We start from the raw sequence: 12,679 nt of genomic DNA, 5'->3' as shown, positions 1-12,679 counted from the left end.
AACCCTACTGATCTCCGCAACCGCGCCCCGTTCCACCGTCGTCCTTCAGTTCAACACCGTACGAAAGGCAGGTTCACGGCATGGGCATCATCAGCTGGATCATTCTCGGGCTGCTCGCCGGGGCCATAGCCAAGATTCTGCTCCCGGGCCGCGACCCGGGCGGTCTGATCGGCACGACGCTCATAGGCGTCGTCGGCGCGTTCATCGGTGGCTGGATATCGGCACGCTACCTGGACCGGCCGATCACCAACGAGTTCTACGACGGGGCCACTTGGGCAGCGGCCATCGGCGGCTCGCTCGTGCTGCTGATCGTCTACCGGATCCTGTTCGGCCACTCGCGTTCGCGCTAGCCGCCCAGCCCTGTCTCCCGCAGGGTGATGTTCAGCCGCCCGCTGCTCATCCCCGTCGTCGGGTCGGCCGTGCCCGGGCACACCTTCGGCACCCCGTGGTAGGCGAAGCGCGAGGGGCCTCCGAAGACGAACAGGTCCCCGGACGCCAGTTCCACATCGGTGTACGGCCGCCCCCGCGTCTCGGTGTTCCCGAACCGGAAGACACAGGTGTCACCGATACTCAGCGACACCACCGGCGCACCGGACCGCTCCTCCTTGTCCTGGTGCATCCCCATCCGCGCGGTGCCGTCGTAGAAGTTGATCAGCGCGGTGTCGGGGGTGTACCCCTGATCGGCCCCGGCCCCGACCGCACCCGCTATGCCCTCCGCCCCGTCCGTGCCGCCCACCTCGTACGCCACGGCCAGCGCCGCACGCCCCAACTCCACCAGCCAGTCGGGGAATTCGGCGACCCGTGCGCCGTTCACATCGTCCGCGGTGCGGCTGTACCGGTACGGCAGCCAGTGCCAGCCCACGCACACCGTCTGTACGGACATCACGCCACCGCCCGGCAGCACGGTGTAGCGGATCGGCACGGGACCGCGAGCCCAGCCGCGGCAGGCTTCGACCAGTTCCCGCTGACGCCCGACCGGCAGCCACCCGGGCACATGCACCGCTCCCGGGGCGACCACCGCACGCTCTCTCGGGAACAGTGCCTCGCCGCTCACGACGCCAGCGCGCCCTCGAGTCCGAGGAGCCGCTCCTTGCGCTCCAGGCCGCCCGCGTACCCCCGAAGGGCGCCGTCCGACCCGATCACCCGGTGGCAGGGCCGGACGACGAGCAGCGGATTGCGCCCGATCGCAGTGCCCACGGCCCGTACTCCCACGGCCGATGTGCCGACCCGCTCGGCAATCTCTCCATACGTCGCCGTCGCCCCGTACGGAATCTCCTCCAGCGCCCGCCACACCCGCCGCTGGAACTCGGTGCCGCCGAAGACGTACTCGATCTCGAAGCGCGTCAGCCTGCCGTCGAAGTACGAGGTCAGCTGATCGCCGATCTCCTCAAAGGCCGCCGGGTCGCGCCGCCAGCCGTCCCGGACGACAGCCGCGCCCTTCTGGCCCGGCAACGACAGCGAGGCGAGCGCAGTGCCGCCCTTTGCGGTGGCGGACTCCTCGCCGACCAGCAGCAGTTCGCCCAGCGGGCTGTCGATGGCCGTGTAGACCGTCATGGCTCGTTCCCTTCCGCGCGGCGTGTCCCGCGCCGTACCCGTGCGGCACTTCCTGCGCCGTACTTCTTGCGCCCTACTTCTTGCGCCGTACGCCTACGAGTCTGCGACCCCCACCCCGCCGAAGCTGGCGGATATCGGACGTCGCATCGACGGCCCGCTGACACGGGGCGGGGGCGGGGCGGCCGAGCCGCTCCCGCCCCCGGTCCGCCCGGAGCGCCCGCCGGAATCAGCGGTAGTTCACGAACTGCAGCGCGAAGTCGAAGTCCTGCCCCTTCAGCAGCGCCTGCACGGCCTGCAGGTCGTCCCGGCTCTTCGAGCTGACCCGCAGCTCATCGCCCTGGACCTGCGCCTTGACGCCCTTCGGGCCCTCGTCGCGGATGATCTTCGCGACCTTCTTGGCGTTCTCCTGGGAGATGCCCTCCTCGATCGAGGCGAAGATCTTGTACTCCTTGCCGGACAGCTGCGGCTCGCCCGCGTCCAGCGCCTTCAGCGAGATCCCGCGCTTGACCAGCTTGGACTGGAAGACGTCGAGGATGGCGGCGACCCGCTCCTCGGAGTTCGCCTGCATAAGGATCTTCTCGCCGGACCAGGCGATCGAAGCCCCGACGTTCTTGAAGTCGTAGCGCTGAGAGATCTCCTTCGCGGCCTGGTTGAGGGCGTTGTCGACCTCCTGCCGCTCGACCTTCGAGACGATGTCGAAACTGGAGTCGGCCATGTCCTGTGGCTCCTTGTATCGGGTGCGTGGAGACGCGGCCGGAAGTCCCCCGACCGCTCCCGCAAGCCTAGCCACCCGCACCCGCCCCGAGGGCTGATCAATCCAGTGGCGGAGCACCCCTGGGCATCGGGTATCGTTTACGTCGTTGCCACGGAGCACCGCCCCACAGCGGTCACTCTCGCGGCGACATCCCATGGCGGTGTGCCCGAGTGGCCAATGGGAACGGACTGTAAATCCGTCGGCTCTGCCTACCCAGGTTCGAATCCTGGCGCCGCCACGTGATGAAGATGGCCCCTGATCTGCGGAAACGCGGGTCGGGGGCCATCTGCGTGCGGGCAGCCGTCAGGCTGGACTGTCTCGCAATGTCTCGCTCCCGCACGCTCTCTACCAGTAGTTCTGGACGGGGCGTGGACGGGAATCCCCGCCCCGAGCAGGCTCTACGACCTGATCGCGATCGGGATCCGGCTGAGGGGTTCCGGTGCTGGTTCAGGCGGGCTGAGATCTTCGCATTGGCCGCGTCTTCGCCGCCCTTGAGGATCTTGGCGTAGATCCGGAACAGCACCGCCAAACTGCGCCCCGCTCGCTGCGCGACGATCTGCGGCTCCACTCCCGCACTCAGCCACGTCGACACACTCTTGCAGCCGTTAGCGAGGAAAGCTGAGTGCCCCCGACCGGGGTGGCCTGGGGGCACAAGGGGTGGCGCACGTTCATCGGGGCCGCCTGGAAGGCTCTTTGCGTCAACTACTGCGGCGGTAAAGGCAGATGTAGAGCAGAGGCAGGAGAACCGAGAGTGTCAGAAAGGCTGCTGGCACCTGCCAGGGTTCGGTTACCTTGGCGGCCTCCAAGGCCTTCGCCATCAGGTACGGCGCAGTCACTGACCCAATCACGCCTGACGTGATCCTGAGTGTTTCGAGGAGACGAACAGAGTGCTCCTCTGGGACGCCCACTGAGAGGGCCGGCCCCTCAGATGTCGTGAAAGTGACGTAGGCCGCTGCGGTCTGCTGGTCTTCGGTGCTGTCAAGCGTCGGAGCGCCTTCGGTGGCCATCTCAGACCCTTCACTATCACCCGTACCAGGTGCTTTTCACCTAGGTGGGAACCGGGTTCAAGGGCTTCACGGGACTCACCTCCTCCTCGCGTCGTGGGTCGCGTCGTGGGTCTGTCGCGCCAGCTAATTGACGCTGGTCACTTCCTCAAAGGTGCTCAGGACCCTCCTCTCACGATGGGCGTGACAAGGCCCGGATGCGCACCGCGTCGCCGCCTTGAAGCGGAGACGCGACCGCCGACGCTGCACCCCGAGCGCTACCGCAGGGCTTCCCCCTTGTGAGCCCCTTGCCGGTAGCGCCCGGGACGGGTCAAGGCTGGCCGCGTGCGCTTCAGGCGCGCGGACAGCGGTGACACCCGGGGCCAAGCAGCATCGAGCAGTGGGCACCGTCGGTGCTACTTCGCCCACACAGCGTACCGCTCAGGTGCATTTCTGCACCAGCATGGTTCAATAGAGGTGCTCATGAGGGTGCGGACGTCTGGGACGGCGGCCCGTACCTGGTGGATCTCACCGGAGAGGAGAAGGCTTCATGGCACAGCAAGCCGGCCCGCCGCAGACGACGGCCAGTGAGCGCTACTCGGTGACGCTCGTCCCGCCAGCGGTGAAGGCAGTTGCTGAACTCGTAGAGCGGAGCGGCCTGAGCAAGACGGATGTGATCAACCGAGCAGTCCAGATCTACGCCTATCTCGAAGCGCAGAAAGAGGAGGGTAGGGATCTCCTGCTCCGTGGCTCGGACGGATCGTTGGAGCGACTCCACATTGTTTGATCCGCCGCAAGTGTTCCGCCGAGGTCGCAGACGCTGAAGTCGAGTTCGGCGAGACGGCGCCAGGGCCTGTTGCGAAAGTGGATCTTGCTTGTGAAACGATCACGCCTCGTGGGGCGTGGTGATCTGACGAACAGCCAGTGGGTCCGGCTGCAGCCGTTGTTGCCGAAGGGCATCAAGCCGGGCCGCCCGCCGGTGTGGACCCCGCGGCAGCTGATGGACGGCATACGGTGGCGGACCCGGACGGGTGCTCCGTGGCGTGATGTGCCGGAACGGTATGGACCGGCGGGCGGACAAGGCGTACGACTCCCGTAAGAACCGCGCCTACCTGCGCAGACGCGGGATCAAAGCAACGATCCCGGTTCCCGCAGACCGCGTCCGCAACCGCCAGAAGCTCGGCACTCGTGGTGGCCGGCCGCCGAAGTTCGACAAGACCGACTACCGCGAACGCCACGCGGTCGAGTGCGGAACCTGCGCACCGCAGTCCGCCGCGTCCAGCTGGAGCACCGCCCGCACGTAGTTCCGGCCGCGCCTGCCCCCGCCGCGACTCCCGCCGCCGCTTCCGAATCCCCCTCCACTACGCCCCCCACTCTGCCGGTCTCAGTCAGCCAGCCGGAAAGCCAGCTCGACCTCCCACTTGGACATGTCCGGTTCCACCCGCGGGTCGGTCAGATAGGACTCCAGCCGGCACGCCCAGCGCTCAACGCCGTCGACCACCGTCATGTCCCACTCCAGCCCCTCCCGCTCGGCCCACTCCCGAACAGCCGTGATCACCCCGAACAGCTGGTCGGGATGGCCGACATGAGTGACCGTCACATAGTGACCCGCGGGCAGCACGGCGATCCCGATGTCCCCTTCGGGCTCCGGCATGGACACGACGGGCATGCCCGCCTCGACCTCCGACTCCGCGTCCATGTCGATGCTGTTGAAGCGGAAGAAGGGGGCGCCGGCGAACTCCGCCCCGCGGCCGGTCAGCCAGCCGATCAGTTCCGGCAACCGGTCCGCGATCGGGGCGAAGTCGTCCATCCGGACGGACCCGCGGATGAAGGCGTACAGCTGCTCCCCGCGGTCCACGATCGCGGGCTGAATCTCAGGCATGTGTTCCCTCATGACATCAAGGACCGTACGGAGACCGGAAATTAATCGGCGACCAATCCGCGAGTCAGCCGGTCAGTTTCCGGCGACGTCCTTCACCGCAACGGTCACCGGCACCGACCCGCTGATCAGTTCCAGCGTCAGCCCTGCCGTGGCCGGCGTCTCCACCAACTCAGCGAGCACCGCCGCCACATCGTCGCGCGGCACCATCCCGCGACCCGTCGAAGCCTTCAGTTGTACGAGACCTGTGCCCGCGTCGTTCGTCAGCGTGCCCGGCCGCAGAATCGTCCAGTCGAGGCCCGACCTGGACCGTACGTCGTTGTCCGCGGCGCCCTTCGCCCGCAGATAGGCGTCGAACTCCCCGTCGCCAGGGTGCTTCGCGTCGGCGCCCATCGACGACACCACGAGGTACCGCGGTACGCCTGCCCGTTCCGCTGCGTCCGCGAAGAGCACTGCGGCGCCGCGGTCCACTGTCTCCTTGCGGGCGATGCCGCTGCCAGGGCCCGCGCCCGCCGCGAAGACCGCCGCCCCGGCGCCCTGCAGCACCGCGGCGACCTCCTCGACCGAGGCCGACTCCAGGTCGAGTACGACTGGTTCGGCTCCGGCTTCGCGCAGGTCGGCGGCCTGTTCAGGTTTGCGGATGATGCCTACGACCTCGTGCCCGCCCGCCGCGAGCAGCCGCTCCAGACGGAGTGCGATCTGACCGTGTCCTCCAGCGATGACAATGCGCATGACTACGACGGTACGTCCGAAGCGCGGAGCCCGCTCAGGGACTGACGCGTTCCCTGCTCAAGGCCCAGGCTCAAGGCCCGGCCTTACGGCTCAAAGGCCGGGCTCAAAGCTCAAGAAGCAAGGCTCAGGGCCCCGGATCCGGGCGCCCCTGACGCGGCAGTTCCAGCGCCACCGCGACCGCCGAGTCGCAGTACTCGCGTACCGCGCTCGTCCGCGCCACCACCCGCCCGCGATGGATCACGATCCTGCTGTACGCCAGCGACAGCACCCCCGAGATCCGCTCGCCACGCACCGCCAGCAGCTCCGCGGGGAAACCGGCCTCCACCCGCACCTCGGGCAGTCCCATCGCCTCCCGCGCCGCCCCGGCCACCGATCCGTACGCGTCCTTCGCCCGCATCCCGCCCTGCGATGCCAGCAGATACGCCGCTTCCAGCGGATCGCCGCGCCCCACCGGATTCGATACGTCCCGCAGTGCCCCGCTGCCCGCCGCGACCCGCACCCCGGCCGCGCGCAGCAGACGCACCGGCGCGTTGCCCCGGAGTTCCACGGCCCCGCAGCCGCCCTGCGGCACGCAGACCACCGTCACGCCGGCCGCCGCGAGCTGGTCCGCGGCCCTCGAGGCCACTTCACGCGGCAGTCGGGCGAGCCCCGCGCACGGCCCGATCACCACCCCGGACCGCAGCCCGCCCGCCATCGCCGCCAGCCGTGCGAGCCGCGCCGGGTCGTCACCGTGCGTGTGCAGATCGACGGGGCAGCCGTGCTCCGCGGCGACCTCCAGCACCGCCTCCGCGTACCCGGTCGGATCCGGGTCGGCGTCCGGGCATCCGCCCACCACCCCCGCGCCCATCTTCACCGCGTCCCGCAGCATCGCCAGACCGTCCGCGCCCGCGACGCCCGTCAGCAGCCGGGGCACGGCCACAGCCGTCAGATCGGCGAGCCCGCGCAGCGAGCGCCGCGCCTGCAGGACCGCCTCCAGCGGGCCGAGCCCCTGCACATCCCCGATCCGTACGTGCGAGCGCAGCGCAGTCGCTCCGTGGCCGAGCTGCAACAGCGCGGCCTCTGTGGTGCGCCGCTGGACGTCCTCGGTGTCGTACGAGACGGGCCCGGGGGAGTCGGCGGTGAGCGCGGTGTCGCCGTGGGCGTGCGGCTCGGCGGGGGCAGGGAGCAGCAGGTAGCCGCTCAGATCCACTCGGGTGGAGCGCGGGGTGAGGCTGCCCGCGGTGCCGACAGCCTCGATGCGGCCGCCGCTGAGCCGTACGTCGACGGTGCGGCCGTCCGTGAGCCGGGCGCCGCAGAGCAGCAGCGCAGTGGTGTCCGCGGTGGTGCCGTCGGGTGGCTGCGGCTGGCTGTCGGGCATCGCGCTCCTGGGTGGGGCGGTGGGGCTCGGGCGGCGCGACGAGGGGCAAGATCACGCGGCGTGGGTCGAGCCTAGGGGCGCACCGAGCGCGCTTCGAGGAGGAGCGCAATAGTCGTACCGGTGTGGCCACGAGTGGCGTACGGGACGGGCGAGGTGGGGGCCGTGAGGGGAGCGGGAAACGGATTTGGGCGATCGGCGACCGACCGTGTAATGTCTTCATCGCTCGCCCCAATAGCTCAGTCGGTAGAGCGTCTCCATGGTAAGGAGAAGGTCTACGGTTCGATTCCGTATTGGGGCTCTGATGTCGGAGATCCTCACCTCCGGGTGAGGGGATCCGGTATCGCAGCGGTGTAGCTCAGTCGGTAGAGCAAGCGGCTCATAATCGCTGTGTCACCGGTTCAAGTCCGGTCACCGCTACACACAGTAGCCGATTGTGGGGTCGGTCCTCCGGTCGGCTACTCTCTTATGCGTTCATCCGTTCATCCGTCCGTCCAAGGAGCACTCACGTGGCTGCCACCGACGTCCGCCCGAAGATCACGCTGGCCTGCGTGGAGTGCAAGGAGCGGAACTACATCACCAAGAAGAACCGGCGCAACAACCCGGACCGTCTTGAGATGAAGAAGCACTGCCCGCGCTGCAACTCGCACACGGCGCACCGCGAAACGCGCTGAATCAGGCTCGTATACGAGGCCGTCCCCACTGGGGGCGGCCTCGTGTCGTTTGTCGTGGTCAATCCATCAGCTTGTGGTCAATCCATCAGGAGGGAGCCAGTCCATGGCGCTCGACCAGTCCTTTGTCGGGCGGACCTATCCGCCCACCCCGCCCTATGAGGTCGGCCGGGAGAAGATCCGTGAGTTTGCCGAGGCGGTGGGTGACGCCAATGCCGCGTACACCGACCCGGAAGCCGCCAAGGCTCTCGGCTACTCCGATGTGATCGCTCCGCCGACTTTCGCCTTTGCGATCACTTTCAAGGCAGCGGAACAGGTCATTCAGGATCCACAGTTGGGGCTGGACTACGACCGCGTGGTGCATCGCGACCAGAAGTTCGCGTACACGCGGCCGGTGCGGGCAGGGGACCGGCTGACGGTCACCTCGACCATCGAGACCATCAAGTCCCTTGCGGGCAACGACGTCGTGGACATCCGCGGCGAGGTGCACGACGAGGCCGGCGAGCATGTCGTGACCGCGTGGACCAAGCTGGTGGCGCGCGCCGCCGAGGAGGCGTGATGACGGCGAAGATCTCATACGCGGGCGTCGAGGTCGGCACCGAGCTGCCGGCACAGAGCTTCCCCGTCAGCCGGGCGGCGCTGGTGCAGTACGCGGGCGCCTCGGGCGACTTCAATCCGATCCACTGGAACGAGAAGTTCGCCACGGAGGTCGGACTTCCCGACGTGATCGCACACGGCATGTTCACCATGGCCGAGGCGGTCCGCGTGGTGACCGACTGGGTCGGCGACCCGGGTGCGGTCATCGAGTACGGAGTGCGCTTCACCAAGCCCGTCGTCGTGCCGAACGACGAGAAGGGCGCGCTGATCGAGGTCAGCGGCAAGGTCGCGGTGAAGCTGGACGACAACCTGGTGCGGGTCGACCTGACGGCGACGAGCGCCGGGGAGAAGGTGCTCGGGATTTCCCGGGCCGTCGTGCGGCTCGCCTGAGCGATACGGCGACGAGGTAAGGGGCACCCCGCAATGCGGGGTGCCCCTTACTCGGTTCTGCCCCTCCTTGACTTAGTTAGTGATTGGACACTAACTTAGTTTCATGGCCAGGATGAGTGCAGAGGAGCGACGCGAGAGCGTCATCCGCGCCGCGATCACCGAATTCGCGCACGGCGGCTACAACGGCACCTCCACCGAGGTGATCGCCAAGCGGGTCGGCGTATCGCAGCCGTATCTCTTCCGCCTCTTCAAGAACAAGCGGGAGCTGTTCCTGGCCGCGGCCCTCCGCTGTCTGGAGGAGACCCCCAAGGCATTTGCCGACGCCCTGGAGCGGCGTCCCGACGATTCGCCGATGGAGGCGATGGCTGCCGCGTACATGCGGCTCATCGATGACAGCGACAAGCTTCTGATGCAGATGCAGACGTATGTCGCGGTGGCCTCCGCCGACGCGGCCGGGGACCACGAGTTCGGTGAACGGATCAGGGCAGGCTGGGCCGAGGTCTGGGACCAGGCTCAGGTCGCCTTCGCCGGGGACTCGAAGCAGACGACCGACTTCCTCGGCTGCGGCATGCTGATCAACGTTCTGGTGGCGCTGGGCTTCCCGGAGGAGCACCGGGTGTGGTCCGGACTGAACATGTCGGACATCAAGGTCGCGTCGGACATCAAGGCTGCGTCGGACATCAAGGGTCCGCGCTAGTTGCAGCAACCGCCCCTTTCCCGGGGTGAGTTGTGCCTGTGAAAGTTAGTCATTAATAACTAACCCTCTGGGGGAGCAATGAACCAGCAAGCAGGCCGCCGCTCCAGCGCCGCCTGGGCCCTCGTCATCACCAGCGTCGCCGGCTTCATGGCGGCCCTCGACAATCTCGTCGTCACCACCGCTCTTCCTTCCATTCGCAAGGACCTTGGGGGCGCGCTGGAGGACCTCGAGTGGACGGTGAGCGCGTACACCCTCACCTTCGCCGTCCTGCTGATGCTCGGCGCCGCCCTCGGTGACCGCTTCGGCCGCCGCAGGCTCTTCATAGCGGGCCTGGCGATCTTCACCGGAGCATCCGCAGCGGCCGCCCTCGCGCCCGGTATCGACGCCCTCATCGCGGCCCGCGCCGTCCAGGGCGTCGGCGCCGCGGTCATGATGCCGCTCACCCTGACCCTGCTCACCGCGGCTGTCCCCGTCGCCCGCCGTGGCGCGGCCCTCGGCATCTTCAGCGCCGTCACCGGCCTCGCCGTCGCCAGTGGACCCCTCATCGGCGGCAGTCTCACCGAGCACATCTCCTGGCAGTGGATCTTCTGGCTGAACGTTCCGATCGGCCTTGTCCTGCTGCCGCTGGCCCGGCTGCGCCTGGACGAGTCGTACGCCCCCAACGCCCGGCTCGACGTCCCCGGCACCCTGCTCGTCAGTGGCGGCCTCTTCGGCATCGTCTACGCCCTGGTCAACGGCCAGGCCGACGGCTGGACCAGCACCCCGATCCTGGCCGGTCTGATCGTGGGCACGGCGCTCATCCTCGCTTTCGTCCGCTACGGGATCACCAGCAAGAACCCCATGCTCCCCATGCGGCTCTTCCGCGACCGCGCCTTCTTCGGGATCAATGTCGCGAGCCTGCTGATGTTCCTTGGGATGTTCGGCTCGATCTTCCTGCTCAGCCAGTTCCTGCAGGGCGTCGCCGGCTATTCGCCCACCGAGGCGGGCCTGCGGATGCTCCCCTGGACGGGCATGCCGCTGATCGTCGCGCCCATCGCCGGCTACCTCTCCGACAAGATCGGCGGCCGTCCGGTCGTCGCCACCGGCCTCGCCCTCCAGGCGGTCGGCCTCGGGCTCTTCGCCATCGTCCTGGAACCGGGTGTCTCGTACGCGGCTCAGCTCCCCGGCCTGATCCTCGGTGGCGTCGGTATGGCGCTGTACTTCGCCCCCGCGGCCAGCGTGGTCATGTCCAGCGTCCGCCCCGCCGAGCAGGGCATCGCCTCCGGCGCCAACAACGCCCTGCGCGAGGTCGGCGGAGCCCTCGGCATCGCGGTCCTGGGCGCGGTCTTCGCCGCCCAGGGCGGCTACGAGACCCCCGACGCCTTCACCGACGGCACCGTCCCGGCGCTCTGGATCGGCGCGGGAGCAGTGGCCCTCGCGGCGCTGGTCGCGCTGCTGATCCCGGGCCGCCGCCGCACGGCCCAGGCGGGGACGGAGGAGGCGGCCGCGACCGCCGATGAGCGCGCGCCCGTCGCCGTGTGACAGCCGCCTCACGGCAGCCGTGTCGCAGCCCGATAGCAGCCCTGTCGCAGCCGTACGACAGCGTGTGTACGCATGTGGTCCGTGGCCCCGCCCGAGCGGCGGGGCCACGGACCGTACCCTTGTCCCCGTGCAGGAACTCCACGACGCCCCCCTCGCCCCCCTGACCACCTTCCGGCTCGGCGGCCCCGCGACCCGCCTCGTCACGGCGACCACCGACGACGAGGTGATCGCCGCCGTACGCGAGGCGGACACCGCCGGCACCCCGCTGCTGATCATCGGCGGCGGCAGCAATCTGGTCATCGGCGACAAGGGTTTCGACGGCACCGCGCTCCGCATCGCCACCCGCGGCTTCGAACTGTCCGGCACGAAGCTCGAGTTGGCGGCCGGCGAGGTGTGGACGGACGCCGTCGCCCGCACCGTCGAGGCGGGCCTCGCGGGCATCGAGTGCCTGGCCGGCATCCCCGGCTCGGCCGGTGCGACCCCGATCCAGAACGTCGGCGCGTACGGCCAGGAAGTCTCCAGCACCATCACCGAGGTCGTCGCCTACGACCGCCGCACCGGCGAGACGGTCACCGTCCCGAACGCCGAGTGCGCCTTCTCGTACCGCCACAGCCGCTTCAAGCAGCACCCGGAGCACTATGTCGTCCTGCGCGTGCGCTTCGATCTTGAGGACGCGGACGGCCTCTCCGCCCCCCTCAAGTACGCCGAGACGGCCCGCGCCCTCGGCGTCGAGGCGGGCGACCGCGTCCCGGCCGCCGCGGCGCGCGAGACCGTACTGAAGCTGCGCGCCGGCAAAGGCATGGTGCTGGACCCCGAGGACCACGACACCTGGTCCGCAGGGTCCTTCTTCACCAACCCGATCCTGACGGCCGGGGAGTACGAGTCCTTCCTCACCCGGGTCCGTGACCGGCTCGGCGATGACGTCGCGCCGCCCGCCTTCCCGGCGGGGGACGGCCTCACCAAGACGTCGGCGGCCTGGCTGATCGACAAGGCAGGCTTCACCAAGGGGTACGGCACGGGCCCGGCCCGTATCTCCACCAAGCACACCCTTGCCCTGACCAACCGTGGCGAAGCCACCACCGAGGACCTGCTGGCCCTGGCCCGCGAGGTCGCGGCGGGCGTGCGCGAGGCGTTCGGCGTCACGCTGGTCAATGAGCCGGTGACCGTCGGCGTCAGCCTCTGAGGCCCCCGGCGGAACCTGCTGGGCTCTCCAGGTTGTCGAGTGGGTGACAGGGTCCTCGCGCATTCGTGGCAGGGAGCGTGCGTCGTCGCCGCGGACGGCTCGTCTGCCGGCGGGACGCCCCGCACACACCGCCGAAGATCCGGTGCAGGCCGCGCTCGTACGCGCCATCCGCACCAGGGTCGACGGCGGGCCGCGCGGACGCGAGGATTGGAACCGCCCGCGCGTTCACCACTCGCGAGGACCTGTCGCAAGAGACGGCCGAGGTACTCGGCCGTTCGCCCGGGACGGTCAGGAGCCGTACCCACAGGGCCTTGGAGCGGCTGCGTGCTGCGGGTGGCGCCGGCCGGTGACGCGGGAGGGGCAC

General features: G+C 69.0%; 17 protein-coding genes, 3 tRNA genes and 1 pseudogene. 14 read left to right on the top strand and 7 right to left on the bottom strand.

Annotation, left to right across the window (positions count from 1 at the left end; translation table 11 throughout):
* Positions 1–80 precede the first annotated feature (80 nt).
* The gene (locus ACZ3H8_RS10020; RefSeq protein WP_467399622.1) at positions 81–350 is read left to right on the top strand and encodes a GlsB/YeaQ/YmgE family stress response membrane protein; all 270 of its coding nucleotides are present in this window, start codon (positions 81–83) and stop codon (positions 348–350) included.
* Here the strand turns inward: ACZ3H8_RS10020 and ACZ3H8_RS10015 are convergent.
* The 3 genes from ACZ3H8_RS10015 to ACZ3H8_RS10005 form a co-directional block, all read right to left on the bottom strand.
* Positions 347–1,054: an alpha-ketoglutarate-dependent dioxygenase AlkB family protein gene (locus ACZ3H8_RS10015; protein ID WP_467399619.1), complete on the bottom strand. Its 708-nt coding sequence runs from the start codon at positions 1,052–1,054 to the stop codon at positions 347–349. The two genes, ACZ3H8_RS10020 and ACZ3H8_RS10015, sit on opposite strands and share 4 nt — an antisense overlap.
* Positions 1,051–1,554, bottom strand: coding sequence for a methylated-DNA--[protein]-cysteine S-methyltransferase (locus tag ACZ3H8_RS10010; protein ID WP_467399617.1), 504 nt, complete (start codon positions 1,552–1,554; stop codon positions 1,051–1,053). The genes ACZ3H8_RS10015 and ACZ3H8_RS10010 overlap by 4 nt, the downstream gene beginning before the upstream one ends.
* A 226-nt stretch (positions 1,555–1,780) precedes the next feature.
* Positions 1,781–2,269 (bottom strand): YajQ family cyclic di-GMP-binding protein, encoded by a 489-nt coding sequence (locus ACZ3H8_RS10005; protein WP_467399615.1) that lies wholly within the window; start codon positions 2,267–2,269, stop codon positions 1,781–1,783.
* A 195-nt stretch (positions 2,270–2,464) separates the two neighbouring features.
* Here ACZ3H8_RS10005 and ACZ3H8_RS10000 point away from each other — a divergent pair.
* Positions 2,465–2,546: transfer RNA gene (locus ACZ3H8_RS10000), tRNA-Tyr, on the top strand.
* Between the two features lie 460 nt (positions 2,547–3,006).
* Here ACZ3H8_RS10000 and ACZ3H8_RS09995 read toward each other — a convergent pair.
* Complete coding sequence (locus ACZ3H8_RS09995) at positions 3,007–3,315, bottom strand: hypothetical protein (RefSeq protein WP_467399612.1); 309 nt, start codon at positions 3,313–3,315, stop codon at positions 3,007–3,009.
* Positions 3,316–3,841: 526 nt separating this feature from the next.
* Here ACZ3H8_RS09995 and ACZ3H8_RS09990 point away from each other — a divergent pair.
* The 3 genes and pseudogenes from ACZ3H8_RS09990 (at position 3,842) to ACZ3H8_RS09980 (ending at position 4,595) form a co-directional block, all read left to right on the top strand.
* On the top strand, positions 3,842–4,078 hold the full coding sequence (locus ACZ3H8_RS09990) for a hypothetical protein (protein ID WP_467399610.1): 237 nt from the start codon (positions 3,842–3,844) through the stop codon (positions 4,076–4,078).
* A gap of 90 nt (positions 4,079–4,168) precedes the next feature.
* Positions 4,169–4,360, top strand: a pseudogene (locus ACZ3H8_RS09985) (transposase); the annotation flags it as partial.
* Positions 4,338–4,595: a hypothetical protein gene (locus tag ACZ3H8_RS09980; protein ID WP_467399608.1), complete on the top strand. Its 258-nt coding sequence runs from the start codon at positions 4,338–4,340 to the stop codon at positions 4,593–4,595. The pseudogene ACZ3H8_RS09985 and the gene ACZ3H8_RS09980, both read left to right, overlap by 23 nt.
* Positions 4,596–4,675: 80 nt before the next feature.
* On the opposite strand, the gene ACZ3H8_RS09975 is transcribed toward ACZ3H8_RS09980, so the two are convergent.
* The 3 genes from ACZ3H8_RS09975 to ACZ3H8_RS09965 form a co-directional block, all read right to left on the bottom strand.
* Positions 4,676–5,173, bottom strand: a complete 498-nt coding sequence (locus tag ACZ3H8_RS09975; protein ID WP_467399605.1) for a GyrI-like domain-containing protein — start codon at positions 5,171–5,173, stop codon at positions 4,676–4,678.
* Positions 5,174–5,245: 72 nt separating this feature from the next.
* Positions 5,246–5,902, bottom strand: a complete 657-nt coding sequence (locus ACZ3H8_RS09970) for an SDR family oxidoreductase (protein ID WP_467399603.1) — start codon at positions 5,900–5,902, stop codon at positions 5,246–5,248.
* Positions 5,903–6,026: 124 nt separating this feature from the next.
* Entirely contained in the window at positions 6,027–7,259 is a 1,233-nt protein-coding gene (locus ACZ3H8_RS09965) for an amidohydrolase family protein (RefSeq protein WP_467399600.1), read from the bottom strand.
* 225 nt (positions 7,260–7,484) lie between these two features.
* Here ACZ3H8_RS09965 and ACZ3H8_RS09960 point away from each other — a divergent pair.
* From ACZ3H8_RS09960 to ACZ3H8_RS09920, 9 genes are all read left to right on the top strand, one after another.
* A tRNA-Thr gene (locus tag ACZ3H8_RS09960) sits at positions 7,485–7,557 on the top strand.
* Between the two features lie 46 nt (positions 7,558–7,603).
* A tRNA-Met gene (locus ACZ3H8_RS09955) sits at positions 7,604–7,676 on the top strand.
* 89 nt (positions 7,677–7,765) lie between these two features.
* Positions 7,766–7,930 carry a 50S ribosomal protein L33 gene (gene rpmG, locus ACZ3H8_RS09950; protein WP_003956487.1) on the top strand — a complete coding sequence of 55 codons (165 nt, stop codon included), beginning with the start codon at positions 7,766–7,768 and terminating at the stop codon, positions 7,928–7,930.
* A gap of 103 nt (positions 7,931–8,033) precedes the next feature.
* Positions 8,034–8,486, top strand: coding sequence for an FAS1-like dehydratase domain-containing protein (locus ACZ3H8_RS09945; RefSeq protein ID WP_467399598.1), 453 nt, complete (start codon positions 8,034–8,036; stop codon positions 8,484–8,486).
* Positions 8,486–8,914, top strand: coding sequence for a MaoC family dehydratase (locus ACZ3H8_RS09940; RefSeq protein ID WP_467399595.1), 429 nt, complete (start codon positions 8,486–8,488; stop codon positions 8,912–8,914). The genes ACZ3H8_RS09945 and ACZ3H8_RS09940 overlap by 1 nt, the downstream gene beginning before the upstream one ends.
* Positions 8,915–9,017: 103 nt before the next feature.
* On the top strand, positions 9,018–9,611 hold the full coding sequence (locus ACZ3H8_RS09935; RefSeq protein WP_467399593.1) for a TetR/AcrR family transcriptional regulator: 594 nt from the start codon (positions 9,018–9,020) through the stop codon (positions 9,609–9,611).
* 78 nt (positions 9,612–9,689) lie between these two features.
* A complete protein-coding gene (locus ACZ3H8_RS09930; RefSeq protein ID WP_467399591.1) occupies positions 9,690–11,132 on the top strand; it encodes a DHA2 family efflux MFS transporter permease subunit in 1,443 nt (480 codons plus the stop codon).
* Positions 11,133–11,259: 127 nt separating this feature from the next.
* Entirely contained in the window at positions 11,260–12,315 is a 1,056-nt protein-coding gene (locus tag ACZ3H8_RS09925) for a UDP-N-acetylmuramate dehydrogenase (protein ID WP_467399588.1), read from the top strand.
* Positions 12,316–12,380: 65 nt separating this feature from the next.
* Positions 12,381–12,665: an RNA polymerase sigma factor gene (locus ACZ3H8_RS09920; protein WP_467399586.1), complete on the top strand. Its 285-nt coding sequence runs from the start codon at positions 12,381–12,383 to the stop codon at positions 12,663–12,665.
* Positions 12,666–12,679: the final 14 nt, after the last annotated feature.

It is taken from the genome of Streptomyces sp. NPDC002868 (assembly GCF_055563295.1).
Note: the sequence above shows the minus strand (reverse complement) of the source record. Positions and strands in the feature narration are given on the sequence as shown.